This is a genomic window from Streptomyces sp. GMY02, from assembly GCF_019056675.1.
In the GTDB taxonomy this organism is placed as follows: domain Bacteria; phylum Actinomycetota; class Actinomycetes; order Streptomycetales; family Streptomycetaceae; genus Streptomyces; species Streptomyces odonnellii.
In genome coordinates this window covers 4,767,830-4,792,222 of the sequence record NZ_CP077658.1, presented here as the reverse complement: position 1 = coordinate 4,792,222, position 24,393 = coordinate 4,767,830, and the positions used below count along the sequence as shown (strand labels likewise).

At 70.9% G+C, this 24,393-nt stretch carries 28 protein-coding genes and 1 pseudogene; 11 read left to right on the top strand and 18 right to left on the bottom strand.

From position 1 onward, the window contains the following. Positions 1–225: 225 nt before the first annotated feature. On the bottom strand, positions 226–918 hold the full coding sequence (locus KQY30_RS20305) for a pentapeptide repeat-containing protein (RefSeq protein WP_217308056.1): 693 nt from the start codon (positions 916–918) through the stop codon (positions 226–228). Between the two features lie 166 nt (positions 919–1,084). On the opposite strand from KQY30_RS20305, the gene KQY30_RS20300 reads away from it, so the two are divergent. The 7 genes from KQY30_RS20300 (at position 1,085) to KQY30_RS20270 (ending at position 8,836) form a co-directional block, all read left to right on the top strand. After that, entirely contained in the window at positions 1,085–2,593 is a 1,509-nt protein-coding gene (locus KQY30_RS20300; protein WP_217308055.1) for an NAD(P)-binding protein, read from the top strand. Between the two features lie 168 nt (positions 2,594–2,761). Next, on the top strand, positions 2,762–3,775 hold the full coding sequence (locus tag KQY30_RS20295; RefSeq protein WP_217308054.1) for a zinc-binding dehydrogenase: 1,014 nt from the start codon (positions 2,762–2,764) through the stop codon (positions 3,773–3,775). 238 nt (positions 3,776–4,013) lie between these two features. Next, positions 4,014–5,591, top strand: a complete 1,578-nt coding sequence (locus KQY30_RS20290) for an MFS transporter (RefSeq protein WP_217308053.1) — start codon at positions 4,014–4,016, stop codon at positions 5,589–5,591. A gap of 136 nt (positions 5,592–5,727) precedes the next feature. Further along, positions 5,728–6,480: a DUF6879 family protein gene (locus tag KQY30_RS20285; protein ID WP_217308052.1), complete on the top strand. Its 753-nt coding sequence runs from the start codon at positions 5,728–5,730 to the stop codon at positions 6,478–6,480. Continuing rightward, a complete protein-coding gene (locus KQY30_RS20280; RefSeq protein WP_217308051.1) occupies positions 6,477–7,319 on the top strand; it encodes a helix-turn-helix transcriptional regulator in 843 nt (280 codons plus the stop codon). Before KQY30_RS20285 ends, KQY30_RS20280 begins: the two co-directional genes overlap by 4 nt. A gap of 168 nt (positions 7,320–7,487) precedes the next feature. Beyond that, positions 7,488–7,637, top strand: coding sequence for a hypothetical protein (locus KQY30_RS20275; protein WP_198533874.1), 150 nt, complete (start codon positions 7,488–7,490; stop codon positions 7,635–7,637). Then, complete coding sequence (locus tag KQY30_RS20270; protein ID WP_254407239.1) at positions 7,634–8,836, top strand: protein-L-isoaspartate(D-aspartate) O-methyltransferase; 1,203 nt, start codon at positions 7,634–7,636, stop codon at positions 8,834–8,836. Before KQY30_RS20275 ends, KQY30_RS20270 begins: the two co-directional genes overlap by 4 nt. Positions 8,837–9,051: 215 nt before the next feature. On the opposite strand, the gene KQY30_RS20265 is transcribed toward KQY30_RS20270, so the two are convergent. Both KQY30_RS20265 and KQY30_RS20260 read right to left on the bottom strand, forming a co-directional pair. Further along, entirely contained in the window at positions 9,052–9,537 is a 486-nt protein-coding gene (locus KQY30_RS20265) for a GNAT family N-acetyltransferase (protein WP_217308050.1), read from the bottom strand. A 25-nt stretch (positions 9,538–9,562) separates the two neighbouring features. Next, positions 9,563–10,714 (bottom strand): aminoglycoside phosphotransferase family protein, encoded by a 1,152-nt coding sequence (locus KQY30_RS20260; protein WP_254407238.1) that lies wholly within the window; start codon positions 10,712–10,714, stop codon positions 9,563–9,565. A gap of 52 nt (positions 10,715–10,766) precedes the next feature. Here KQY30_RS20260 and KQY30_RS20255 point away from each other — a divergent pair, with 52 nt between their 5' ends. The 4 genes from KQY30_RS20255 (at position 10,767) to KQY30_RS20240 (ending at position 14,418) form a co-directional block, all read left to right on the top strand. Continuing rightward, positions 10,767–11,447, top strand: coding sequence for a rhomboid-like protein (locus tag KQY30_RS20255; RefSeq protein ID WP_254407237.1), 681 nt, complete (start codon positions 10,767–10,769; stop codon positions 11,445–11,447). After that, complete coding sequence (locus KQY30_RS20250) at positions 11,444–13,015, top strand: FAD-binding oxidoreductase (RefSeq protein WP_254407236.1); 1,572 nt, start codon at positions 11,444–11,446, stop codon at positions 13,013–13,015. Before KQY30_RS20255 ends, KQY30_RS20250 begins: the two co-directional genes overlap by 4 nt. A 225-nt stretch (positions 13,016–13,240) precedes the next feature. Then, positions 13,241–13,519: a hypothetical protein gene (locus KQY30_RS20245; RefSeq protein ID WP_217308047.1), complete on the top strand. Its 279-nt coding sequence runs from the start codon at positions 13,241–13,243 to the stop codon at positions 13,517–13,519. A gap of 227 nt (positions 13,520–13,746) precedes the next feature. Further along, positions 13,747–14,418, top strand: a complete 672-nt coding sequence (locus KQY30_RS20240) for a UdgX family uracil-DNA binding protein (RefSeq protein ID WP_217308046.1) — start codon at positions 13,747–13,749, stop codon at positions 14,416–14,418. 204 nt (positions 14,419–14,622) lie between these two features. On the opposite strand, the gene KQY30_RS20235 is transcribed toward KQY30_RS20240, so the two are convergent. The 15 genes and pseudogenes from KQY30_RS20235 to KQY30_RS20165 all read right to left on the bottom strand — a co-directional run bounded on the left by KQY30_RS20235 (position 14,623) and on the right by KQY30_RS20165 (position 24,391). Further along, complete coding sequence (locus tag KQY30_RS20235) at positions 14,623–15,036, bottom strand: SHOCT domain-containing protein (RefSeq protein WP_217308045.1); 414 nt, start codon at positions 15,034–15,036, stop codon at positions 14,623–14,625. A gap of 771 nt (positions 15,037–15,807) precedes the next feature. Then, a complete protein-coding gene (locus KQY30_RS20230; protein WP_217308044.1) occupies positions 15,808–16,023 on the bottom strand; it encodes a hypothetical protein in 216 nt (71 codons plus the stop codon). Further along, on the bottom strand, positions 16,020–16,409 hold the full coding sequence (locus KQY30_RS20225) for a hypothetical protein (RefSeq protein WP_217308043.1): 390 nt from the start codon (positions 16,407–16,409) through the stop codon (positions 16,020–16,022). Before KQY30_RS20225 ends, KQY30_RS20230 begins: the two co-directional genes overlap by 4 nt. Next, positions 16,402–16,794: a DUF6415 family natural product biosynthesis protein gene (locus KQY30_RS20220; protein ID WP_217308042.1), complete on the bottom strand. Its 393-nt coding sequence runs from the start codon at positions 16,792–16,794 to the stop codon at positions 16,402–16,404. Before KQY30_RS20220 ends, KQY30_RS20225 begins: the two co-directional genes overlap by 8 nt. After that, positions 16,791–17,006, bottom strand: a complete 216-nt coding sequence (locus KQY30_RS20215; protein WP_217308041.1) for a hypothetical protein — start codon at positions 17,004–17,006, stop codon at positions 16,791–16,793. The genes KQY30_RS20220 and KQY30_RS20215 overlap by 4 nt, the downstream gene beginning before the upstream one ends. 99 nt (positions 17,007–17,105) lie before the next feature. Continuing rightward, complete coding sequence (locus KQY30_RS20210; protein ID WP_254407235.1) at positions 17,106–18,356, bottom strand: helix-turn-helix domain-containing protein; 1,251 nt, start codon at positions 18,354–18,356, stop codon at positions 17,106–17,108. A 110-nt stretch (positions 18,357–18,466) separates the two neighbouring features. Next, on the bottom strand, positions 18,467–18,853 hold the full coding sequence (locus tag KQY30_RS20205; RefSeq protein WP_217308040.1) for a hypothetical protein: 387 nt from the start codon (positions 18,851–18,853) through the stop codon (positions 18,467–18,469). Further along, a complete protein-coding gene (locus KQY30_RS20200) occupies positions 18,854–19,111 on the bottom strand; it encodes a hypothetical protein (protein ID WP_217308039.1) in 258 nt (85 codons plus the stop codon). It lies immediately after the preceding gene. A 59-nt stretch (positions 19,112–19,170) separates the two neighbouring features. Beyond that, positions 19,171–20,081, bottom strand: a pseudogene (locus KQY30_RS20195) (peptidoglycan-binding protein). After that, the gene (locus KQY30_RS20190) at positions 20,059–20,310 is read right to left on the bottom strand and encodes a hypothetical protein (protein WP_217308038.1); all 252 of its coding nucleotides are present in this window, start codon (positions 20,308–20,310) and stop codon (positions 20,059–20,061) included. Before KQY30_RS20190 ends, KQY30_RS20195 begins: the two are co-directional and overlap by 23 nt. A 62-nt stretch (positions 20,311–20,372) precedes the next feature. After that, positions 20,373–20,627, bottom strand: a complete 255-nt coding sequence (locus KQY30_RS20185; RefSeq protein ID WP_217308037.1) for a hypothetical protein — start codon at positions 20,625–20,627, stop codon at positions 20,373–20,375. Beyond that, positions 20,624–21,355, bottom strand: coding sequence for a hypothetical protein (locus KQY30_RS20180; protein ID WP_217308036.1), 732 nt, complete (start codon positions 21,353–21,355; stop codon positions 20,624–20,626). Before KQY30_RS20180 ends, KQY30_RS20185 begins: the two co-directional genes overlap by 4 nt. A 3-nt stretch (positions 21,356–21,358) precedes the next feature. Then, complete coding sequence (locus KQY30_RS20175) at positions 21,359–22,492, bottom strand: siphovirus ReqiPepy6 Gp37-like family protein (protein ID WP_217308035.1); 1,134 nt, start codon at positions 22,490–22,492, stop codon at positions 21,359–21,361. Continuing rightward, a complete protein-coding gene (locus KQY30_RS20170; protein ID WP_217308034.1) occupies positions 22,489–23,511 on the bottom strand; it encodes a hypothetical protein in 1,023 nt (340 codons plus the stop codon). Before KQY30_RS20170 ends, KQY30_RS20175 begins: the two co-directional genes overlap by 4 nt. 19 nt (positions 23,512–23,530) lie before the next feature. After that, on the bottom strand, positions 23,531–24,391 hold the full coding sequence (locus KQY30_RS20165) for a phage tail family protein (protein WP_217308033.1): 861 nt from the start codon (positions 24,389–24,391) through the stop codon (positions 23,531–23,533). Positions 24,392–24,393 lie beyond the last annotated feature (2 nt).

The window sequence follows — 24,393 nt, the reverse complement described above, 5'->3', positions numbered from 1 at the left end:
CGTCGGGAGCGGGCAGTCGCTCCTCCCCCCACACCAGGCGCGCCCCCGGAGCACCACGAAGGCCCCGGTCCATCCCCCCAGGCCGGGGCCTTCGGTCCGCCACCGCCCCGGACCCGGCACGCCCGAAGGGCGCCAAGCCGGCCGGACCCGCCCGGACCCGGCGTGCCTGAAGGCACGGCCTCCGCCCGGCCTCATCTCCGTACCCCCTTGGTTCAGTCCTCTGGTTCAGTCCTCCACCCGCACCCCGATCTGTGCCGCGAACGCCGGTGCCAGGTGCAGGAGTTGGGCCGAGCTGATCACCGCGCCCGACAGCCGGTCCAGGCCGCGGGCGATATCCAGCTCGGCGACCGTCCGCAGGTCGACGTCCTTCATCCGGACCCCCGTCAGATCGGCCCGCCTGAGCACACAGTCACGGAACTCCACCCGCTCCAGCTCCGCGTCCCCGAAGTCCGGCTCCGAGAGCACACAGCTCTCGAACACCACATCCTTCAGCCGGGCCTTCCGCATATTCAGATAGTCGATCTTCCCGCCCCGGATCAGCACCCGCTCCAGCACCGCGCCATGGAACTGCACCCCGCCCAGGCGCGCGTCCACCAGCTCGACATCCCGCATCGACGCGCCCGCCAGGTCCGTGCCCACGCCCCGGACACCGCTCAGCACGGAATCGATGAACCGCGCCCGCCCCAGCGCCGTTTCATCGAGAGCGCACTCCCGCAGCGCGCAGTCGATGAACCGCGCGCCGGCCCCCTCCTGCCCGGTCAGATCGAGGTCCTTGAACTCCAGTCCGTCATAATCCCCGTCCGGCTCCAGCCCGCCGCCGTAAGGGCTCAGCGGCGGCAGCCGCACCTCCGCCCGACGCGCCTCCACCCGCCTCGCCGCGCCCCCGTCCGCACCGCTCTTCGTCGTCTTCCTCGCCATGTCCCCATGGTGACGTACACCACTGACAACGCGCCGATGTCACATCGAGCTGTCCGGTATCCGTCACACCTCCAGATGCCACGCACGGGGAGTGACCACGACCGAAGGCCGGCGCATGAGCGACAGCCGACACCGATACCGACACGGCAGGGGAGAGACGCACACCATGGACCGCAGCAAGCGCAGCAACCGCAGCGATGAGAGCAATGACAGCAATGACAGTCACCGCAATGACCACGATGACCGCAGTCATCGCGGCAACCGCGTCAATCGCACCGACCTCACCGACCGCGGCAGCCGCACCGACCGCAGTAACCGCCGCGACCGCGCGACCCGTATCACCGTCATCGGCGGCGGCCTCGCCGGACTCACCGCCGCCATCACCGCCGCCGAGTCGGGCACCGCCGTCACCCTCTACGAGGCCCATCACACCCTCGGCGGCCGCGCCCGTACCGCCGAAGGCCCGTACCTCACCAACGAAGGACCGCACGCCCTCTACAGCCGCGGCCCCCACTGGGCCTGGCTGCGCCGCCGCGGACTGCTCGGCCCCATGGCGAGCCCGCCCGCGCGCGAGGCCGCCCGTTTCCGCTTCCACCGCGGCGGCGCGCTGCGCAGGACCCCGCCCTTCGGCGTGTTCCGGCTCGCCCGCCGCCCGGCCCAACAGGCGCCGGTGGACACCGACTTCATGACCTGGGCCACCGCGCTCGCCGGGCCGGACACCGCCCGTGCCGCCGCGCACTTCGCCGCCGTCGCCCTCTTCCACGACGACCCCGGTTCGCTCTCCGCCGCCTTCGTCCAGGAACGGCTCCGGCGCGCCGCCGCGCTGCCCCCGGAGGCCCGCTACCCGGTCGGCGGCTGGGGCCAGCTCACCGACCGTATGGCCGGGCACGCCTGGAATCTGGGCGTACGAATCGAAACGGCGGTACGGATCGACTCGCTCGACGCCTTGCCCGAGCGCGGTCCCGTGATCGTTGCGACCTCCCTGAGCGCGGCCCGCCGGCTCCTCAGGGACGACGGTCTGCGCTGGACCGGCGGCCGTACGGCGCTGCTCGATCTGGCGGTACGGGCACGCGGCGGCGACCCGTTCATCGTCTCGGACCTCGACGCCCCGGGCTGGCTGGAACGGTTCACCGCGCAGGATCCGTCCCTCGCCCCGGCCGGCCACGAGCTGCTCCAGGGCCAGTTCCCGGTCGGTCCGGGAGAGTCGGCCGCCGCTGGTATCGCCCGCGCCGAGCGCCTGCTCGACCTGGGCTTTCCCGGCTGGCGCGGGCGTACGGTGTGGCGGCGCGAGGCCCTCGCGACCGGCCGTACCGGCGCCGTCGACCTGCCGGGCACCACCTGGCGGGACCGGCCTCGGATCGACCGGGGCGACGGGGTGTATCTCGCGGGGGACGAGGTCGCCGCGCCCGGCGTGCTGTCGGAGGTGTCGTTCAACAGCGGGATCGCGGCGGCATCACTGGCGCTCAAGCAGTTGGAACAGCGGGCGCCGGATCGGCGGGGACGGGAGCAGCAGAAACCGGAACAGCGGGGGCGGGAGCGGCAGTGGCCGGAAGAGCGGCGGCCGGAACAGCAGAAGCCGGAGCAGCCAGGACCGGAACAGCGAGGTCCAGGACAGCGAGGTCCGGGGCAGCGGAAAGGCGTTGGCCCGGCGGGGGTTGACCTCAAGCATGCTTGAGGTCGGAGGCTTGCTCCCAGAGCCCACCGGCAACCGCCCACGGCCAGTCACGCCACGACCAGTCGCGCGGAACCCGTGCCCGGATACACCCGGACACGCCGTATTCACCGGATTCACCGTACGGGCCGTTCCGAACGCGACACGCCGTACAGACCCAGGGAGCCCGCCATGCACGCCATCCGCCTCCACGCCTTCGGCCCCGCCGAGAACCTCACGTACGAGCAGATCGAAGACCCCCTCCCCGGCCCCGGCCAGGTCCGGATCGCCGTCGCCGCCGCCGGGGTCCATCTCCTCGACACCGCGCTGCGCGGCGGCATGCGCGGCCCGTACCCCGCCGTGATCGAACTGCCCACGGTCCCGGGCCGCGAAGTCGCCGGTACGGTCGAGTCGCTCGGAGCGGGCGCGGATCCCGGCTGGCTCGGCAAGCGTGTCGTCGCACATCTGGGCATGGCGCCGGGCGGGTACGCGGAACTCGCCGTCACCGACACCGCCCGCCTGCACGAGATCCCGGCCGGGCTCGACGAGGCCGAGGCGGTCGCCATGATCGGGACGGGCCGTACGACCATGGGCATCCTGCAGTTCACCGACGGCCTCGGCCCGGCCGACATCGTCCTCGTGCCGGCCGCCGCGGGCGGGATCGGCACGCTGCTCGTGCAGTACGCGAAGAACGCGGGCGCTGTCGTCATCGGCCTCGCGGGCGGCCCCGCCAAGACCACGCGGGTCGCCGAGAACGGCGCCGACCTGGCCGTCGACTACACCCTCCCCGACTGGCCCGTACAGGTACGCGACCACCTCCGCGACCACCACGGCGGCCGCGGCGCGACCATCGTCTTCGACTCCGTCGGCGGAGAGGCGGGCCGCGCGGCCGTGGACCTGCTCGCCAAGGGCGGCAAGCACCTCGTCTTCGGCTGGTCGGGCAGCGGCCTGCACGACGGCGCGCCGCTGACCTTCACGGACGAGGAACTGGCGGAGCGCGGAATCACCTCTGAGAGCGTTCTCGGGCCGGTGATGCTCCAGAAGGCGGGCGGCGACATGCGCGTACTGGAGGAGCGCTCCCTCGCCGAAGCCGCCTCGGGCCGCCTGCGCCCGGCCGTCCAGCGCTTCCCCCTGGCGGAGGCGGCTCGCGCCCACCGGGCACTGGAGACACGCGGAACGGTGGGGAAGGTGGTCCTGGAGCCGTAGAGGCCGGAGGGGTGTCGGCGGAAGGGGCCCGTCCAACGGGGCTGACGGAGGGGTGTCGGCGGAGGGGGCCCGCCCAAGGGGACTGACGGTGGGGGGCTGGCACCCCGCAAGAAGCGAAAGCACCCGATTCGTGGTCTTCTATCCAGGTGTTTCTTCCGTACACCACACCACCGGCCCACACCACACCACCGGCCCACACCCCCCTACCGGCCCACACCCACACGAGGGAAGACCCCGGATGAGCGACCCGGCGAACTCGGGCGGCCGGCCCGGACCGTACCCGGACCGCCCGGGCCATCCAGGCGGTCCGTACCCCAACCGGCACCCCCGCCCCGAGCCCGGCACCGAGACCGACACGCACCGCTGGTGGGCGCTCGCCGTCATCGCGACCGCCCAGCTCATGGTCGTCCTCGACGCCACCATCGTGAACATCGCCCTGCCGTCCGCCCAGCGCGAACTCGGCCTCACCAACGGCAACCGCCAGTGGGTCATCACCGCCTACACCCTGGCCTTCGGCGGTCTGCTGCTCCTCGGCGGCCGGATCGCCGACCTCGTCGGCCGTAAACGCACCTTCGTCATCGGCCTCATCGGCTTCGCCGCGGCCTCCGCGATCGGCGGCGCGTCCACCGGCCCCGAGATGCTGTTCCTCGCACGCGCGCTCCAGGGCGCCTTCGCCGCCCTCCTCGCCCCGTCCGCGCTCTCGCTGCTCACCACCACGTTCACCAGGGGCGACGAACGCGCCAAGGCCTTCGGCGTGTTCAGCGCGCTCGCCGGCGCGGGATCAGCGATCGGGCTGCTCGTCGGCGGCGTCCTCACCGAGTTCCTGAGCTGGCGGTGGTGCCTCTACGTCAACGTCCCGATCGCCGCCATCGCCGTCATCGGCGCGTACACCCTGCTCAGCGACCGGGCCGGCACCCGAGGCACCCACGGCGCGCACCTCGACATGCCCGGGGTGATCCTCGGCTGCGGCGGGCTCGTCGCCCTGGTGTACGGGCTGAGCGAGGCCGAGATCCACGGCTGGAGCGCCCCGCTAGTCCTGGGCCTGCTCACCGGCGGCGCCGCGCTGCTGAGCGGATTCGCGTGGTGGCAGACCCGTACGCCGGGGCCGCTGCTGCCCCCGCACATCGTGCGCGACCGCAACCGCGGCGGCTCGATGCTCATCATGTGTCTGACGACCATCGGGCTGTTCGGGGCGTTCCTCTTCATGACGTACTTCCTGCAGACCGTCCTCGGCTACTCGCCCCTCAGAACCGGGCTGGCCTTCCTGCCGCTGACCGCCTCGATCGTCATCGGATCCACGCAGATCTCCGCCCGGCTGCTGCCGCACGTACCGCCGCGTTACCTCATCGGCCCCGGGCTGCTGCTCGGCGCGGCCGGGCTGTACTCGCTGACCTTCATCGACACCCACTCCAGCTACCCGACGCACATCCTGCCCGGCACCGTACTGCTCGGCCTCGGACTCGGCCTCACCTTCATGCCCGCCATCGCCACCGGCACCTCGGGCGTGGCCGCCAGGGACTCCGGCGTCACCTCGGCAACCGTCAACACCGCACAACAGGTCGGCGGCTCCATCGGTACGGCCCTGCTCAACACGATCGCGATCACCACGACGAGTACGTATCTGGCGGCAGCCAAGACGACCGGCCTCACCCCGCCCGAGCGAACGGCCCTGGTGAACACGGCAACGGTCCACGGCTTCACGGTGGCCCTGGCCTGGGCGTCCGCCATCCTGATCGCCGCGGCGGTCGTAGCCGTACTCGTCATCACGGGCGCGTCCCCCCGCACCCGCGAATCAACAACCGACACGGGCCCCTGACGGGCCGCGGCACTGCGCCCCAGCCACCAGCACGGCTACACCCCCGCCGACGCATAACCGAGAATCACGCCGGACAGAAGATCCCCACGGACGCCATGCTGAGAACGACCTGCAAGGCGCTGAGAGGGGAACAGCGATGGCGCGAAGGCTCCAATTCATCGGCACGAACTCCGGCAACAGCGGATGCCCCACGCTGCACGAGGACCTGGACAGCGGGGAGGTCCTGGTCCAGGGCGACGCGGTGACCGACCCCGACGACGTGGCACAGCTCCGGAACGTCAAGGACGGGGAGGGGTTCGTGGTCGTACCGCGTGTGTTACTGGCAGACTTCGCCCCCAAGGAAGCGGAAAGGGTTTCCGAGATGATCAGCTTCGACGAGTTCGAGGCCATGTTCAAAACCTGTGAGCACACCGCCTGGCGGCTGGAGTCCCGGCGCCGGTACGCCTCCGACGAGGAGACCGAGACGTACCACCGTTTCGCACGCGGGGAGGATCCCCGCTGGGACCTGGACGACCCCTGGTGCGTCACCCGGCGCGAGCAGTCGGCCCTGGGCAAGCGGTTCGAGCGCGTGCGCGTCGTGGACAGCCCTCCGACCGTCGGACAGCGCTACCTCCTGGACAACGCGCGCCGGAACAGCGCGGTGGGCGAGGACATCCGCAACCTGTGGCGCGCCGACGCGGAGCGCCTGCGACTGCCGGACGACGACTTCTGGCTGTTCGACTCCCGGGTCATCGCCCGGCTCCACTTCGATGACGACGACCAGCTCACCGGAGTCGAGCTGATCACCGACCCCGTCGAGGTCTCGCGCGCCAGCCAGGTGCGGGACGCCGCGTGGCACCACGCCGTCCCGTACGAGCGGTTCACGGAACAGGTGCCTTCCAGCGCGTGACAACCGACTTCCAGCAGGCGAGAGTTTCCCTCGGTGCGCGGCTGCGTGAGCTGCGCACCGATCGGTGTCTAACGGGCCGCGAGTTGGCGGCCCGGCTCGGCTGGACGCAGTCGAAGGTCAGCAAGTTGGAGACCGGCCGTCAGACCGCCACGGTGAACGACCTGCTGGCATGGACGGACGGCACGAACCACCCCGGGGCAGCGGAGGAACTGGTCGCCCGGCTCCGGAGCCTGGAATCCCGGTCCCGGGCATGGCGCCGACAACTTGCCGCCGGCCACAAGCCCGTCCAGGACACGCTCACTGTGGAGTACGAGCAATCCAGGAACATCCGCGGCTGGGAGAGTTCCATGGTCGCCGGGATTCTCCAGACCGCCGAGTACGCCCGCCACATCTTCACGGGGTACGCCGACCTCCACCAGTCCGTACGCGACACGGAGGAAGCCGTACGGGCCCGTGTGAGGCGCCAGGAGCTGCTCTACGAGCCGGGCAGGACGTTCCACATCGTGATGTGGGAAGCCGCGCTGCGGGCGTTGGTCTGCCCGCCTCAGGTCATGGCCGCACAGCTCGACCGCCTGACGGGCGTGCTCGGCCTGGACACCGTCTCACTGGGCATCGTGCCGTTCGGCGCCTCGCTCAAGCTCCCGCCCGCGAATGGCTTCTGGATCTATGACGACCGCCTCGTGATCGCGGAGGACTGGCACGCGGAACTCTGGCTGGACAACGCGGACAGCGTGGGCGTCTACCAGAAAGTCTGGCGGGCCCTTTCGGAGTCCGCTGTCCACGGCGCCGAGGCCCACCGCGTCATCGCCCGCGCCAGGCACGCCCTCCGCACCGTCTGAGAGCGCTCCCAAGAATCCTCCCGAGCGGCGCCGCTCGGCGCGAGAATCGCGGAGCATCAGCGCCCGCCCGAAAGGCCGTTGGCGTCTAGCGTCCTTCTCAGCGAGAGCCCGCCGGTACGAGCCGGCTGCGGCGATCAGCGGCATCAACACGCGAAGGAGCACACCCTCATGAGCGACGGCAAGCACGGCGGCGGAACCGGCGACGGGCAGGGCGGCGGGCAGCAGGACGACAGCAACTCCGGTGCCGGGCACGGCGGCGGCGGTTCGGAGGGCCAGGACTCCGGTCACAGCGACACCAACGGCAGCGGCACCAAGTGACGGGGCACGCCACGACGGAGGCCGCACCCCAGGAGCCGGCCTCCCGGCTGTCCCAGGCACTGGCCTCCCGTCTCATCGACGCCGGGGCCCTGACCCCCGACTGGCTCCCCGCCTTCCAAGCGGTGCCCAGGGATGCCTTCGTACCGGATGTGATCTGGCCCGGCGTAACCCGGAGCACCGGAGCGGTGGAAGCCGTCGACCGCCGGACCGACCCGGAGGCGTGGCTGGAGGCGGTCTATTCGGACGTGTCCCTCACCACTCAATGGGACGACGGGGCGCACACCGGGAACGGCCGGGGCAGGAACCCGACCTGCAGCAACTCCCAGCCCTCCATGGTGTTCTCCATGCTGGCCGCCCTGGACGTCCGGCCAGGAGCGGCCGTCCTGGAAGTGGGGACCGGTACGGGCTGGAACGCGGCGCTTCTGTGCGAACGGGCCGGCTCGCCCGGCGTGGTGACCATCGAGTTCGCCCCGGAGAACGCCGCTTCCGCCCACGCCCGGATCAGAGCCGCCGGGTACGCCCCCGTCACCGTCGTCGGAGACGGCTCCCTGGGCTGGAAGCCGGGCGCGCCGTACGACCAAGTGCTGATCACGGCCTCACTCGCGGAGATCCCGGCCGGGATTGTCCGTCAGACCGGACCCGGGGGAATCATCGTCTCCCCGTACGCCACGGGGTACGGCGGCGAAGGGGTCGTCCGCCTCACTGTTCAGGAGGACGGGAGCGCGTCCGGCCCGTTCGTCGGTCCGTCCGCCTTCATGCGGCTGCGGCAGCAGCGCACTCACCGGCGCCATGTGAGGGACTACCTGGGCGGCAGGCCCTGGCCCGCGGACGGCCGCCGGACGGTTACGGCGCTGTCCCCTGAGAGCGTGGCGGACTGGCTCCCCATGTTCGCCATCGGGCTCCGGACCGTCGGTATGTTCCCGCATGCGGAGCGCTACCCCGACGGGTCGTACACGCTCTGGCTCCGCGACACCGACGTGACCTCCTGGGCATCAGCCGACTTCGTGCCCGGCGCGGACGAGTTCGAGGTCTACCAGTGCGGTCCTCGCGAGCTGTGGGGTGAGCTCACCGCCGCCTACGCCTGGTGGGACGGCCAGGGCCGTCCGGGGTTCGAGCGCTTCGGTCTGACCGTCACCCCTGGCGGTGCCCACACGGCGTGGCTGGACTCCCCGGAGCATCCGGTCCCGGCCGTCGGGTAGCCGTCCCTGAAGCCCGTCTGTCGCCCGCCCGGCGGTTCACCCGTGGTACCCACCCGTGGTACCCACCTGTGGTGCCGGGCAGGGCTGTTCCTCGGCCTGAGGGCCGGGGCGGGGCGGGTAGAGGCCCTGACGAACCGGGCCACGCCCCCGTCGATGTCCCCGCCGCATGCACCGCCAGGTCCTGTTCGGCGGGTCTTCATGAGCCCGGGCAGGGCCTACGCCGCCGTCCCTCCTCCCAGTGTGTGCAGGGCCTCGTCCGTCAGGCGGAATACCGTCCACTCGTCCTGCGCCACCGCTCCGAGTGAGCGGTAGAAGCCGATCGACGGTTCGTTCCAGTCCAGGACCGACCACTCCAGCCGTTCGTAGCCGCGCTCCACGCAGATCCGGGCCAGCTCCGTGAGGAGCGCCTTGCCGTGGCCGCCGCCGCGGCTGGCGGGCCGTACGTACAGGTCCTCCAGATAGATGCCGTGCACGCCGCGCCAGGTCGAGAAGTTCAGGAACCAGAGCGCGAAGCCGACCGGCTCGCCGTTCTCGTCCGACTCCGCGATGTGCGCGAAGGCCGCCGGGTGCTCCCCGAACAGCGCCTCGTGGAGCTGCGCCTCGGTCGCCCGGGCCTCGTCCAGGCACTTCTCGTATTCCGCCAGCTCACGGATCATCGCGTGGATCACCGGAACGTCGGCGGCAGTGGCAGTACGAATCATGACCGCAGCCTGCCCTCTCCCCCGCTCACCGTGCCAGCAGTGACCGAGCGATGGACACCTGGACCGGGTCCAGCTCCCGGTCGCCATCCCTCAGCCGCCACAGGCAGTTCTGCAGCACCCGGCCCAGGGTCCAGGCACGCGCCCGGGACCGGTCCAGGGCCAGCACCTCCGTCATCAGGTCGAAGCGCCACAGGGTCTGCGCGCCGGGCGATCCCGTGCCGGTGCCGGTGTTCGTGCCGGTGCCGGTGCCCTTGCGCCTGCCGGTGCCGGTGCCCGTGCCGTCGAAAGCGCCGAAGCGGTTCGTCAGCGCCGGTAGCAACTCGAACCCGGGATCGCCCGCCAGCGGCTTCGGATCGATCGCCAGCCACGGTTCACGCTCCGCGGCCAGCACGTTCTCGTAATGCAGATCCCAGTGCAGCAGCCGGTCCCCCGGCTCGTCCGCCACCTCGCGCACCGCCGCCGCACAGTCCCGTACGAGCCGCCGCTCACCCTCGTCCACCAGCGCCCCCGCCAGCACCGGCGCCTCGTCGAGCATCCGCGCGACGGCATCCCCCAGCGTGCGCAGACCCGCCGGAGCCTGCACCGACGTCAGCCGCGCCAGCAACTCGGCCAGGATCCGGACCGCCTCCCGTACCGGCACCCCACTCAGATCGCGCGGGGGCAGATGACGCGGAACCGGGTCGCCCGAAACCGGACCGCCCGCACCCGGACCGCCGGGACCGCCGGGACCGCCCGAACCGCGTGCAACCGAATCGCCCGGAGCGCCCGAACCGCGCGCACCCGGACCACCCGAAGCACCCGGACCACCAGGCCCACCCGCCCCAGAGCGCCCGCCCAGCCCACGCGCAACCAGCCGTTCCAGCAGCAGCGTCCCCGTCTCCTCGTCGTACCGCAGCAGCCGCACCGCGCCGTCTCCGCCCCACGCCCGCAGCGCCACCGGCTCCCCCACCGACTCGTCGTCGGGCTGCTGGAGCTTCAGCACCGCCGCCGTACCGTCCGCGCACTCCACCGGCAGCACCAGTGCGCACTTGCCGTACATCGCGGAACCCGTACGGCGCAGCTCCCACCGCTCCAGAAAATCCGCCGCCCGCCCCGGCAGCGCCGCGATGAACGCCCGGCCCGCCTCCCCCGAAAACCTCGACTGTGATTCCGCCAGCTCCACCGGAATGTCGATCACGCCCACGATCCTACGACCGTGCGTGAATCGCCCCATGCGCCGCATTCCTCACGTGATCCGCCCACGGACCGACGCGGTCCGCCCATGGGCCGGCACAGTCCGCACCTGGATCACGAGCGCCCCCGGCACCCATCTCTGGCTGGCCGCCCTCTTCGTCACCACCATCGCTCTCCACCGCATGTCACCCGAGTTCGAAGAGGAATTCCTGCTCCAGCGCTCCACCAACATCCACGAACTGTCCACCGACCCCCTCCGCGTCCTGATCTCCAGCGCCTTCTGGACCGACGGCGGCACCTGGCTCCCGTACGCCGTCCTCTACACGCTCTTCCACGCCCCCGCCGAACACTGGCTCGGCACCACGCGCTGGCTCGCCGTCGCCGCGTTCGCGCACATCGGCGCCACCCTCATCAGCGAAGGCGTCCTCGGCTGGGCGATCCTGCACGGGCACGCACCGCAGTCCGCCGCCCACACCCTCGACATCGGCGTCAGTTACGCGCTCGCCGGGATCGCCGGCGTCCTGACCTACCGAGTACCGCTGCCCTGGCACCTGCCGTATCTCGCCGTCGTCCTCGTCTACTACGGACTCCCGCTGATCGTCGCCCCCAACTTCACCGACCTCGGCCACGTCACCGCGGTCCTCATCGGCCTGGCCTGCTACCCGCTGACGCGCGCCCAGGGACCCCGCCGATACCTGGACAGACGTACGAGCAGCGGTGTACGAACACCCACATGACCAGCGCGAACAACGACGAGCCGGACAGACCGGACGACGCCGGCGACGGACCGAACAGCGGCAACGGTACGAGCAGGGGTACGGGCACGGGGACGCCCCCAGGCAACGGACCAAACGACGGTACGAGCGACCGCGCCGAAAACACCGCCCACCCGGAAAACACACCCCGTACGAACACCGCCCCCGCCGCCATCTCCTTCTGGTACGCCCAGGACGGCCTCCCCGCCCCGCGCCCGCCCCTCCCCGGCGACACCACCGCCGACGTCTGCATCGTCGGCGGCGGCTACACCGGACTCTGGACCGCCTACTACCTCAAAAAAGCCGCCCCGTACCTCAACATCACCATCCTGGAAGGCAAGTTCTGCGGCTTCGGCGCCTCCGGCCGCAACGGCGGCTGGCTCTACAACGGCATCGCCGGCCGCGACCGTTACGCCGCACTCCACGGCCACGACGCCGCCGTACGCCTCCAGCACGCCATGAACGACACCGTCGCCGAAGTCATCCGCGTCACCGCCGAAGAGAACATCGACGCCGACATCCACCACGGCGGCGTCCTCGAAATCGCCCGCACCCCGGCCCAGCTCACCCGCCTCAAAGCGTTCCACACCGCCGAAACCGGCTTCGGCGAAACCGACCGCACCCTCCACGACGCCGCCGAGACCGCCGGCCGCATCCGCGTCGCCGGAGCCCTCGGCTCCGCCTGGACCCCGCACGGCGCCCGGCTCCACCCCGTCAAACTGGTCAAAGGCCTGGCCGCCGCAGTCGAAGCGCTCGGCGTCACCATCCACGAATCGACGCCCGTCACCGAGATCAGGCCCAAACACGCCCTCACCCCGCACGGCACCGTCCGCGCGCCCTACATCCTCCGCTGCACCGAAGGGTTCACCGCGAGCATCAAGGGCGCCCGCCGCGCGTGGCTCCCGATGAACTCCTCGATGATCGCCACCGAACCGCTCCCCGCCGAAATCTGGGACACCATCGGCTGGGACGGCCGCGAAACCCTCGGCGACATGGCCCACGCCTACATGTACGCGCAGCGCACCGCCGACAACCGCATAGCCCTCGGCGGCCGCGGCTACCCGTACCGCTACGGCTCCCGAGCCGCCCGACTCGCCGACACCGCCCCCACCCCGCCCGCCACCGTGGAGGCGCTCCGCGAGATCCTCGTCCGCTTCTTCCCCGCCACCGCCGACGCCCGTATCGAACATGCCTGGTCCGGCGTCCTCGGCGTCCCCCGCGACTGGTGCGCCACCGTCACCCTGGACCGCACCACCGGTCTGGGCTGGGCGGGCGGTTACGTGGGCTCCGGCGTGGCCACCACCAACCTCGCCGCCCGCACCCTCCGCGACCTGATCCAGCACGACTCGGGCCAGGCGGGCCCCACGGACCTGACCACCCTCCCCTGGGTCCACCACAAGGTCCGCAACTGGGAACCGGAACCCTTCCGCTGGCTGGGCGTCCACGCCTTGTACGCGGCCTACCGCACGGCGGACACCAAGGAATCCACCTCGAACGCCCCCACCACCCACCCGATAGCCCGCACGGCCAACCGCATCTCGGGCCGCTGACCACCCCGGCCAACCCCGAACACCACCCACCACCCACGGAACACCACCCACCGCACACCGCACACACGAAAGCCCGGGCGGAAATGGCCAGCCTGGGGCTGCCGGCCTGCCGTCACGCGCGCGGGCAGCCCTGTACCGCCCTCCAGCACTCGCGCTGGGATGCGGGTGGTCCTGGGTGGGGTGACGGTGGGATGAGGGGGATCAGCCACAACACCGGGAGCCGTCATGATCAAGATGCTGCACGAGAAGGGCCTGCGGAGCGAGCACATGTACACGGCCGGCGTCGTGTCGATAGGGCTCGCCGTCGCCTCGTGGGTGAGTTCGCTCAAGTTCGAACCGATCGGCGGGATAGAGCGCGCCGACCGGTGGGGCATCTTCGTCGGCGAGTGGGCGCCCACGTTCTTCTGCATGGGTCTGGCTCTGTCGCAGTACGAGCAGACGGAGAAGGAGGCAGAGATCCTGCGGGAGGAGATCCCGCGCGATCTGTCACGCCTCTCCGCGTGACCTGTGCGTACGACGATGGCCTCACCCAGGGCGAGGGAAAGGGCGGGGCCATCACCCCGTCGGCAACGCTTCGGCTGCGCCCGGGGCGGTAGGGACCGTACGCCGGCGCCTGACGCCTCGCCGGCGCTTCACCACGTACACGGTGCCTCCGACCGAACCGGCTTCCGCCGCACGGGAGATGAGCGCCGCAAACCGGATGCCCGACCGCCGGGAGGGAGGTGAACGCCATGGCAGAGCGTCGTGACCGGGCAGGCGAGCAACGGTACGACGCCACCCCCTACCTGCCCGACCGTGGCGGGCTCCCTGCTTACCGGGAGGCAGCGGCGGCCTGCGAGGGCTGCCCGCTCCACGAGCACGCGACGCGGACCGTCTTCGGTTCCGGCGAAGCGTCCGCGCGCCTCGTACTCGCCGGCGAGCAGCCGGGCGACCAGGAAGACCGGCAGGGACAGCCCTTCGTCGGCCCCGCGGGCGGCGTGTTGCGGAGGGCGCTGGAAGAGGCCGGACTCGACCTCGCGGACGCGTATCTCACCAACGCGGTCAAGCACTTCAAGTTCACGTCCGCGGGGCCGGGCAAACGGCGTATCCACAAGCCGCCCAGTCTCCGGGAGATGACCGCCTGCCGTCCCTGGCTGACGGCCGAACTCCGCCTGGTCGATCCGGAGGTGATCGTGGCGCTGGGTGCGACCGCGGCCAAGTCGCTGTTCGGGCCGTCCTTCAGGGTGACCAAGGAGCGGGGCGCCCTGTTTCCCACGGGCGAGGGCGCGGGCGACGGCGACGGGAGCCGGGCGCGCGCCCTGGCGACGATCCATCCTTCGGCGGTTCTACGGTCGGAAGACCGCGAGGCCGTGTACAGGGGCTTCGTGTCGGACCTGCGTGTCGCCGCGGCAGCCCTGCGCTGACACTCCCCGGCACCCGCACCCGGGGCCCACGTGCAGCACGCCTACGGTTTCCCGCGTCAACCACCGCACAAAGGCGCCCAGCGCTACGGCTCGCCCCCGGCGCGACCGCTCCGTACCCCTACGCCCAGCCGGGCCGGAGCGCCCGGCTCCTCGACGGCAACCTGCCGTGACATGACATGACATGACCGCCCGCCCCGACGCCGGTCAATGCAGGATCTTCTCCTTGGCCCGCCGGAACTCCTCGTCTGAGATGTCACCCCGGGCGCGGATCTCGGAGAGGCGCGCGAGGTCGTCGACCTGGCGGCTGCCGTCCGTGCCGGCGGTCTTTCTGATGTAGCGGTCCACCTCCTCGCGCTGGGCTTCGACATGGTGCGCCTCGCGGCTTCCCATGCCCCGGCCCCGGGCGACGACGTAGACGAAGACGCCGAGGAACGGCAGGACAACCACGAAGACCAGCCAGGCCGCTTTGGCCCAGCCGCTGAGTCCGTCGTCCCGGAAGATGTCGACGACCACGCGGAAGAGCAGGAAGATCCACAGGACCCACAGAAAGACCCACAGCGCGGTCAGGAAGGCCCCGAGCACGGGATAGTCGTAGGCCAGGATCTCGTAGCCGGCCATGAGTGACTCCTCGCCCGGCCGCAGTGTCCCGGGCGGTATGGGCCGGGGCCGTGCCTTTTCCGGCGGCGCGTCGCCCCGTGCGGTCCTGGCATCGGGAGTGGGCCGTGATCGGGCCGGACGCCGCCGCAGCGAGGACCAGACGGCCGGTCGGCGTTCGTCCAGCGCATCGAACTGTCATTCCCATCGTGCGACCGCCGAGGTCCCGCCGCCACACGAGCCGCGCGCACCTGCCCCGCCGGTCACGGCTCAGGACGGTGCGCGAAAGGTCCAAGCCAGACGGCGTCTGACCTGGACCTCCCTGAACCTCCCCGGAGCCCCCTGTCGGATTCGAACCGACGACCTACGCATTACAAGTCGATAGGTATTACTCCGGCTACTCTGGGGCACTCCGGCTACTCCGGAATGCCGGGTAGTTTGCCCGGTTCGCACCCCGGATCACTCCGGCTACTCCGGTCCACTCCGGGATCTCCGCTCACGCACCGCTCACGCACCGCCCCTGCTCCAAAGGCGGTCTGACCAGCGGTTACCACATTGTCTCGCACCCAGGTGAGCGCGACAACAAGCATCCGAGACGCACCGGAGCCCCAGTCACACAGGTGACTGGGGCTCCTTGCACTCCGGCCGCCCGCCGGGGGGACAGGATGCGACCAGAGTGGATCAGGGACGCTCTACGGCCGTCCGTAGGCGGGGCAACCCGGTCGGCGCCGACGGGAGACGGAAACCGGCCGGGGCAGGGCCCGCCCGCTGCGAGATGTCAGCAGCGGGCGGGGGTCACGAGTCCGTCCGGGCAGCCATGTAGATGTCCCACAGCCCGGCACCCGTGTCGCACCGGTCAAGGTCGGCGCAGACGGAGCACTCCTGAGCGTGCTTCAGCCACTCCGTGTACTCCGCCTGGAAGCGGATGACCTCGGCCACCTGCACGAGCTGGAAGTATCCGCGCCCGCTGGTGGTGACTTGGGGCTGCCAGACAGTCGGGGGCGCTGTCATGCGGATACCGCGATCTCCGCCGCGAGTGCGTCGTGCAGCAGCTCGGCATCGGTGAGGTAGCGCGTATCGGTCAGGGGGCGGATCCAGCGCAGGCGGCGGGAGGTGTCCGTGAACTGAGCCGGTGGTACGGCCACGAATGTGGCGATTCCCAGCGGCTGCACCTGCGATGCTGGGAGATCCCACTCATCGGCCGTCCCGCAGGGCACGAGCCAGTAGAGGACCCGCCCGTGCCAGTCCTCAATCACCGCGCCGCAGCCGTCGCCCAGACGCTGGATGATCCGCATACCGATCGCGGACCGTACGCGTACGGCATCCCAGTACCGGCCAGCGCCGACCAGCTCCACAGCCGTGAGAGGCGGCTGCCACGCCTCAGCGGGTTCATCCATCGCTGGGCTCCTCGCCGTGGCCCAGGTGCGCGCACAGGGTAAGAACCGAACGGGCCAGAGAGTGCGCGTACCAGACGGGTCCGAGCAACCCCGGGTCAGCAGCCACGCGCCGACGAGCCTCCTCGATGCCGGCCGGGGAGAAGCGTCCGAGCCGCTGCTCCGCCTCCGGGATCAGGAGCGCCAGATGCGCGCGCAGCCGGAGGATCGCCGTGTCCAGATCCTCGGGCAGCAGCCGAATGCCGAAGTCCACGGTGTGCTGTGCTGTGGCGCGCATGGTGGCGAAGTCGAGCGGCAGGGAATCGGTGTCGGGAGCTGCTGGTCTGGCTGTTTGGAGGGTCGTCATGGCCCGGATGTCTTCGGCAGTATCGGTCCCGCTCTCGCTCACGGCTGTGTCCTTACCGAGCGAGGCGCGGGGAGGAGCAGCTCGGCCAGGCGGTCGCGAAGCAGCTCGGCTTCGCGCCGCGACAGCACGAGGGGCGCGACCGCCAGAAGACGGTCAATGCTGAGGAGGCGCAGCGGGACGCGTACCTCACCGGTCGTCAGGTCGGTTGTCGGTAAGGCGCGCTCCGGCGACGCGTGCGAGATCGCGGCAGACATGAAAGCCCCCTACGGGTCAGGTCCAAACGGACCGTCACCGTAGGAGGCATGGCTGATCAGAAGGGGGACAGATTGTCCCCCCACCCCACTCCGCCCCTCTTACCCGGCGGTAGAGACGCCGACTGCCTCGGCCAGTTGTGCTGTCTCCGCACGCATGGAACGGGGCGCCTGCCTCCACAGGTCCGAGGCGACGGTGCGCGCGGATGGGGTGTACGCGAGGGTCTCGATACTGATCTTGCTCGCCTTCTGCATCACGTGCAGAGCTGCCGTCCGGTCCCCCCGCTGCATGTGCCCGCGCGCGACTTCCACCCACAGCCGGGCACGCCGCTCCAACGACGGCATGACGTCAGGGTCGAGGTCGTCAGCCACATTGAGGGCCTGCCGTGAATGCCTCAGGTCTACTTCCACGCTGACCTGGTGGAAGTCGACATTCGCCCTCCCGAAGACGGTAGACGGATGGACGTACGAGATCGGGAGAGACTTCGCCACCTGGTCGCCCGCGTCCCAGTATCGCCACGCGTCCCCGTCCCGCCCGTCCCTCGCGCTCGTCACCGCTGCGTGGAGCTGAAGTGCCCCATAAATCCCGCGCCAGTCGTCCGGCGCGGTGCTGAGATGGGGGCGGATCAGGTCGGCGGCCTCCGTGACTACGCGAAGAGCCTCATCCGGATACGCGGTCTCCCGCAGGATGTTGCCCATGTTCCACGCTGCCGCAGCTATGGCCGCTGGATGATCAGCCATCTGCGCCGCGGACAGCGACCGGTCTGCCACCACCCACGCCAGTTCGGCGGGGGCTACGTACGCGGTCGCCTGGCCGGTGAGCCGGTAGACGTCAGAGAGGGCAACATGCGCGGCCCGCCGGTCGTCGCCTTCAAGAGCGCGGGCAGCGCCCTCGGCTTCCCGGATGAGCGAGGGGAGAAGTGCGCTGACCTCCGTGCGTTGGTGGCCGGAGGTGTGCCATAGCTGCCACGCCTGATCGATGCGTGCCTGAAGGGCGGCGACAGACACGGACTGCTGCTGCGGGAGGGCGATCACGCGATTCATTACGGCAGACCAGATGGCCGGCATTCCGGGATGCGTGAGGCGGCCGAGCGGTACGGGCTGCGCGATCTCGGGTGTCCCGCCCGTGATCAAAGACAAGTCGGGAAGCTGAAGCGCGGCGGCGAGGCGCATGAGCAGAGTGTGCGAGTCGAGGTCCCGCTGTCCGGACTCGATCTTCTTGAGCCAGTCCGATCCGCGACCACACAGACCCGCCAGCACGGTACGCGACATGCCCCGCGATTCGCGCAGGACCTTGATTCGTTCGCCGATGCTCAGGTCTTCGGGGATGCTGAGGTCTCCGGGGATATCCACTGGTGCCCCTTCGTCTGTCTTCGCGTACGGCCAGAGTACGACCGCCCCGTGATCGATGGGGAGACAGCAGAAAGCGCCCCGCCTCCCGAAGGAGACGGGGCGCCTGTGTATCAGGGCGGTGGTGGCGGGGATCCGTTCAGGGCGACGTCCACGCGATCGACCGCATCGCGCAGGGACGTCCCGGAGTTGGGGTGCAGCTCGTGCTCCACCGACGTGAGCCTGGCATCGATAGAGGTGATTCGGTCGTCGATGGAGGTGGTCCGGTCCTCGATGCCGCCAAGTCGTTCCATCACCCCCGGCCGCTCCGGGACGCCGGGGCGCGCGGGAGTGCCAGCCCAGTCGTCCGCGATCTGGTCCACCCGGGTTGCTGCCCGGGCCACTCCGCGCACCGCCCGGAGAATCCCCCGCCCAACCAGGCCGACGAGCCCGGCGATGGCCACGACCGCGACGGACCAGACCACGGCGGCGTCGACGGCCGCGATACCCGTCTTGCCCACTCAGACTCCTCTCGCGAGGGACGCCGAGTTGCGGACGTCCTTCAGCCGGGCTGCGAGGCCCTTGGCAAGGGAGACGACGGCCGCGACGCCGCCGGACAGGGCGGCGTACCACATGCTGGCGTCGAGGGGCTGGGTGACGACGATGCCGCTCATGACACCGCCGAGGAAGCTGGTCGCGACGCGCTCGGTCAAGTCACGCGCGTAGGTCCGGGCGGACTTGATGACGGTGTCGACGTCGGGCAGAGGGAAGTCGGACATGATGGAGCCTTTCATTCGTGCAGGTCAGGAGGGCAGGGCGTGCGTTACGCACGTCATGGTCAGGCGAAGAGGAGGTGCCAGGTCAGCGGGCCGGGCAGCCCGTCCGCGTCGCCCGTGAGCTGGGCGTGGGAGCGCTGGAACGCGGCGGTCGCCTGGCGGTCCGCGTCGCCCCAGCGAGGCCCGGGTCCGACCTTGTAGAAGCGGCCGAACCCCTTCTTCACGAGCTGCTCGCCGAGCTTGGTGACGTAGCTGTTGTTCTGGCCCGGCCCGAAGTAGCCGCGGCCCGGGAACGCCGGCCGGGGGCGGGCTTCGCCGGCGGCGGGGCGGGCTTCGCCGGCGGCTTCGGCTTGGCCGGCGGCTTCGGCTTCCCCGGGACCGGGGCGTCAAGGCGGCCGTCGATCCGGTTCCGCATGGACGCCATGGAGAACCCACGCGGGTCGACTTTCCCCGGCTGCCATTCCAGATGCCCGATCACGGAAGCCGCGTCCCAGCCGTGCGCCCGGCAGATCGCGGCCGAGGCCTTCTCGATCGCCTCCAGTTGGGCTTCGGGCCACGGGTCCTTCCCATCGCCCATGTTGATGCACTCGAAACCGTAGAAGTGGCGATTCCCGTCGGTGTTCGCCTCGTTGTCCGCGGGCAATGCGGATTCCGCGATGACGGCGTTCAGGACGTCGTCGTCCCCCGCCCCGGCGTGGTTGGTGCGGCCGTAGCCGACGAGGTAGACCGTGCCGTCCTTGTCGATGACGCCGTGGCACAGCGGGCCGGGCAGGGCGGAGTGCCCGTCCTTGCACAGGCGGACGCTGGACTCGGTGCCCTTCGTGACGGTGTGGTGGATCATCACGCCGTGGACCGGTCCCCACGGTCCCTTGTGGTTGCGGTTCCGGGTGCGCCAGCCGTCGACCTCGACGACCTTCAGGCCTTCGGCCCGAAGCGCGGTGAGCAGCCGGTCAGCGGTGAGTGGCGTCGCCATCGGGCGCCTCCTGCCCGTCGTCGTGGCGCGCGACGGCCGCGTTGGCGAGCAACACGGCGTCGTCGACCGCGTTGACCGCGCGGGTCAGCTCGGGGCTCGCGGGGCACAGCTCGGCGAGCAGCTCGGCGAAGGCCCGGCCGCCGGCCCGGATCCGCTCGTACGTCTCGACCTGGCCGGGCTGCGGGGGATGGTAGGTGAAGCGTGCCTCGATGTTGAGGTCATACGCCATGCGGTCCTCCAGAAATGACGAGAGCCCCGGCCGGGTGGCTCGGGGCTCGGGGTTGGGGTGGGTCAGGAGACTTCGGGCTGCGGGTCGAGCAGTTGGCCGCTGAGCAGCACCATGTCCTTGCCGCACATGCCGCAGCCGACGCGAGGATGCCCGCCGTTGGAGTAGCAGGGGTCGATCACGAAGACCTTCTCGAAGTTCACGCAGGCCGGCGTGACGTCGCGGGCGGTGACCCGGTAGTAGAGGGCTGGCTCGAAGACGGGCGGGTCCGGTTCCGGCTGCGGGTCGGTCGGTTCCGGCTGGTCAGGGGGTGTGCTCATTTGCTGATCACCATCCAGTTCACAGTGGTTGCGGTCGTGTTGGTGCGCGTCAGCCACAAGGTGAATCCGCTCGCCGTGGCGGCGGTGACACCAACACCCGTGACGTTGCTGCCGGGTGCGGCCGTGGCCGCTGTGGCGAGGGCGATGAAGACAGTCCCGGGGAGGCTGAGGCCGCCGACGGCCACGCTGGTCGGGACGTTGGCTGCGCTCGGGGTGATGACGGCCGAGCCCGTGACGATGTTGGCCGCGGTGAGCAGGCCGCTGACAGCGACCCGGTCGGTGGTGACGTCGATGCGGCTGTCCGCGGCGCCCGGGGCGGTTGCGGAGTACGCGGTGAGCAAGCTCTTGGTGGCTCCGGCGGCGCCGCCGGAGGACAGGAGGGTCTCGTAGCGGCCGTCGCCGACGTCGGCGAAGCTGAGACGGCCCTCGTCCTCCGTGCGCGTCGCTCCGCTGATCCCGAAGGAGATGTCGCCGGCGGCGAGTGCGGCGTAGTACTCGACTCCCGAGCGGGTGTCGTAGGTGACGAACGCGGCGGATCCGTTACGGTCGGCGACCAGCTCGGCGAGGATGTCCCCTGCGGCGTCGACCAGGCGGATCCCCCCGGTCGCGACGGCTGTGTGCGCGGCACGGCGGGCCGCCCGCAGTTCGCGTACCTCGCGCTCCAGTGCGGTCAGGCGGCGGGACAGGCTGGTGGGACCTGCGGGCAGGTGGTCTGCCGCTGTGGGCATGGGTCAGTCCTCCTCGATGAGGATCGGCCGTACACGGTCGGCGCCCGGGTCCAGCTCCCACGACCAGGCGCGCGCGACCGCCTCGGCGCCTTCGGGGTGGCGGGGCGAGTGCTCCACCGCGATACGGACCGTGTCACCCAGCCCCCAGTCCCGGCCCAGGCGCGGCGCACGCGACGCCACCGCCTCGACGGTCCAGACCCTGGCTCCAGTGGCCATGAGGGCGAGGGCCTGGGCGGCGTGGGCGGTGAGCTGGTCGGGGTCAGTGATACCTGTGGCCGGAGTGAACCGGTGCACGTAGCGGGGCCAGCCCGTGGCTTCCAGATCGGTGGCGATGCGCGGCGCGCTGCTCAGCCGGGACTCGCCCTCGCCTTCGCCTCTCGCCAGCACGACGGTGGCGCCTTTGCCTGACTCGTACGACTCGGCGAGCGTGTACGAGGTGACGCAGCCGGGAGCGTCGAAGGTCGCCTCCGGGGCCGGGCTCTGGGCGCCGATCTTCGGACGGACGCGGACCGGCAGCACGAAGCCGGTGTGAGAGGCGTCCTCCCATTCGGTGTCGATCGTCCACTCGGGGCCGCCTTCCAGGCCCATGACCTCCTGCGCTGCGGACAGGGTCGTCCGGTCGTCGCCGTCCAGAACCGTGAAGTCCATGAGGGTGCCGGTGGCGGGCGCGTCCATGACCAGCGGCGGCCCTTGGGTGAGGGCCGCGCCCATGAGGCTGGCGAGGACCGCGGCTTGGTCCTGCTGGATCAGGACCTGGTCCCCGGTGTAGCGGCGGTCCAGGTACGCCTCCGGCGTGGCCGCTCCCAAGGTGACGGTCTGCGCGGTTCCGCCCTCGCGCGTGAGGACGATCCCGGACCACACCGGCCGGTCGGTGACCGTATCGACGGCCACCAGGAGTGTGCGCCCCTGGTCGGTGGCCGCTTCCCAGCCTGCTGGTGCCCCGCCGAGCGCCAGCTCAAAGCTGGTGCTGGTGCTGGTGCCGAGCCGCCGGGACAGGGGGCCGGTGGGCTTGAGCGAGGGCAGGTCCTCGATGATCTGCCCGGTGCGCAGATCACACCCGTACCAGGCCAGGACCACGGGCTCCGCCGCGACGCCCGGGCCCGCGGCGAGAAGGGTCGGCGGAACTGGCGCCGTCATGCGGCACCCAGCGGTTCGACACTGAGCTGCCCATCGGACACGCGGGTGACCGCGCCGACCGTGCCGGATGAGTTGACCTGGTACTGCGGAGTGACCGTCAGGCTGGCCCCGGGGGTGAGGCCGGAGACGATGACACGCCGGGTGGCGTAGGTGCGCGAGCCCACCGCGGAGACGGCGTTCGCCTCCGACGCGCTCTGCGTCAGGGCTCCGGTGGCACGCCAGGCGGCCCACGCCGAAGCGGCGCCGGAGGCGGTGTTGGCGACGGCCGCGCCGATGCTGATGGCGACGATTCCGCTCGGAGGCACCGTGGTGGTGATCGGCGGCCACTGCAAGGCGGTGAAGTCGACGAAGGACCCGGTGGAGAACGATCCGGGCATGGACACCTGGTTGCTGACGACCGGGCTGGACGGGCTGACCGTGCGCCAGGCGGAGCCGTTCCACCGCTGAAGTCCTGTGCCGTTGTCGCGGTACTGGCCGACGTAGTAGCCGGTGGCAGCGGGGTCGGGCAGGATGCCGCCGGGTGCGACGGTGACCGGCAAGACGGACTGCGACACGGAGGGGGCGCCGCCACCGGAGGCGGGCACGGTGATGGTGGCGATCCGGATGTAGATCTGCGTCCCCGCCGGCGTGGGCGCCACGGGGGTGACCGACGGAGTCCCGGGCAGGTAGACAAAGTCGCCCTCGTTCAGACCGCCCGCGTCAACGGAGTTGTCCCACACGCGGAGATAGACCAGGTCGATCCGGGGCAGGGTGGCGTGCGGTGCGTCCAGGGTGCGTGTCGAGACCGACATGGTCACCCCGTACAGGCCCTGTCCTGCCTCGTAGACCCAGGCGGACCCGCCGCCGATGCTGATGGTGGACCCGTCGACCGTGACCCCGAACCCGGTGGTGCCGGGACGGACTCCGGCCCGGGCGCCGAGCGGGGATCCGTTGGTCATGCTCATCAGAGTGTTGAACCGCCGCAGCCGCAGGCCGTCGACCGCAACCCCGTTGATCCATAGAGGTTCGACAGCAGCCATCAGAACGTCTCCTTCCAGGTCAGAGCCAGGCTGAGCGCCAGGTGACGGTCAGCAGAGCGGTGGAGTTGTAGCCGGTGGCCGCGAACAGGAACGTCACCGTGGCGTCGGCAGGGATCTCGGGCCACTGCGCGGACAGGTAGCGGCGTCTGCTGGCCGTGCCGTTGAGGATCACCGACTTGGCATCGACGTCGATGGTGAGGTACTCGCCGTCCGCGATGGACTCGGAGTACGCCAGCCGCTTCACCGTGCCGTCCGGGTACTGCGCGAACACCGTGGGATCGGTGACCGGCCCGTCGATCCGCAGCACCGGCCGGGTCCCGACTGTGCCCTGGTTGGCGGCGACCACCTGCCCGGCCACCGTGGTGGCCGCGACGGTGACGGGCGGGGTGATGGGCGGGGCCAGGCCCCCACTCGTCATCGGCAGGCCCGTGCTCCCCGCCTGCTCCGTGACGCTGTACCGGCGCGGGTCGGCCGCGGTCACCATCAGGCTGTAGCTGGCCGTGGTGTCCGTCACGTACTGGAGCACCGGCCGGCCCGAGCGCCGTACGACAGACTGCTTCGGTACGGACTCGTGGACCACCAGCAGGGTGTCCGTGAGCGCCGCGGCGGCCCGGGCCCGTTCCATCGCGGCCTCCAGCGCCGCGGGATCCGGGGCGAGGATCAGCCCCCCCAGGGTGACGGGCCGCTCGGACAGGTAGACCGGGGTGAACCAGGCCCCGTGGTCGGCCTCGCGCTGCTGGACCTCGGACCGGCTGTCCGAGGAGTCCCAGCCCTCCATGCTCTGGAGGATCCAGGCAACCCCGGCCTCGTCCACCCCGCCCAGCGGCACACTGCCGAGGTCCGCCCGCAGGCCGTCCAGGTCCGTACCCGGCACATACATCC

Bases quoted from the DNA above. Each gene is read 5' to 3' on its own strand.
- KQY30_RS20265 (WP_217308050.1), bottom strand. From the start codon at position 9,537: ATGATTCGTACTGCCACTGCCGCCGACGTTCCGGTGATCCACGCGATG.
- KQY30_RS20300 (WP_217308055.1), top strand. From the start codon at position 1,085: ATGGACCGCAGCAAGCGCAGCAACCGCAGCGATGAGAGCAATGACAGC.
- KQY30_RS20245 (WP_217308047.1), top strand. From the start codon at position 13,241: ATGATCAAGATGCTGCACGAGAAGGGCCTGCGGAGCGAGCACATGTAC.
- KQY30_RS20215 (WP_217308041.1), bottom strand. From the start codon at position 17,006: ATGTCTGCCGCGATCTCGCACGCGTCGCCGGAGCGCGCCTTACCGACA.
- KQY30_RS20165 (WP_217308033.1), bottom strand. From the start codon at position 24,391: ATGTATGTGCCGGGTACGGACCTGGACGGCCTGCGGGCGGACCTCGGC.
- KQY30_RS20240 (WP_217308046.1), top strand. From the start codon at position 13,747: ATGGCAGAGCGTCGTGACCGGGCAGGCGAGCAACGGTACGACGCCACC.
- KQY30_RS20180 (WP_217308036.1), bottom strand. From the start codon at position 21,355: ATGCCCACAGCGGCAGACCACCTGCCCGCAGGTCCCACCAGCCTGTCC.
- KQY30_RS20190 (WP_217308038.1), bottom strand. From the start codon at position 20,310: ATGGCGTATGACCTCAACATCGAGGCACGCTTCACCTACCATCCCCCG.
- KQY30_RS20225 (WP_217308043.1), bottom strand. From the start codon at position 16,409: ATGGATGAACCCGCTGAGGCGTGGCAGCCGCCTCTCACGGCTGTGGAG.
- KQY30_RS20250 (WP_254407236.1), top strand. From the start codon at position 11,444: ATGACCAGCGCGAACAACGACGAGCCGGACAGACCGGACGACGCCGGC.
- KQY30_RS20305 (WP_217308056.1), bottom strand. From the start codon at position 918: ATGGCGAGGAAGACGACGAAGAGCGGTGCGGACGGGGGCGCGGCGAGG.
- KQY30_RS20290 (WP_217308053.1), top strand. From the start codon at position 4,014: ATGAGCGACCCGGCGAACTCGGGCGGCCGGCCCGGACCGTACCCGGAC.
- KQY30_RS20275 (WP_198533874.1), top strand. From the start codon at position 7,488: ATGAGCGACGGCAAGCACGGCGGCGGAACCGGCGACGGGCAGGGCGGC.
- KQY30_RS20230 (WP_217308044.1), bottom strand. From the start codon at position 16,023: ATGACAGCGCCCCCGACTGTCTGGCAGCCCCAAGTCACCACCAGCGGG.
- KQY30_RS20295 (WP_217308054.1), top strand. From the start codon at position 2,762: ATGCACGCCATCCGCCTCCACGCCTTCGGCCCCGCCGAGAACCTCACG.
- KQY30_RS20175 (WP_217308035.1), bottom strand. From the start codon at position 22,492: ATGACGGCGCCAGTTCCGCCGACCCTTCTCGCCGCGGGCCCGGGCGTC.
- KQY30_RS20285 (WP_217308052.1), top strand. From the start codon at position 5,728: ATGGCGCGAAGGCTCCAATTCATCGGCACGAACTCCGGCAACAGCGGA.
- KQY30_RS20170 (WP_217308034.1), bottom strand. From the start codon at position 23,511: ATGGCTGCTGTCGAACCTCTATGGATCAACGGGGTTGCGGTCGACGGC.
- KQY30_RS20185 (WP_217308037.1), bottom strand. From the start codon at position 20,627: ATGAGCACACCCCCTGACCAGCCGGAACCGACCGACCCGCAGCCGGAA.
- KQY30_RS20200 (WP_217308039.1), bottom strand. From the start codon at position 19,111: ATGTCCGACTTCCCTCTGCCCGACGTCGACACCGTCATCAAGTCCGCC.
- KQY30_RS20235 (WP_217308045.1), bottom strand. From the start codon at position 15,036: ATGGCCGGCTACGAGATCCTGGCCTACGACTATCCCGTGCTCGGGGCC.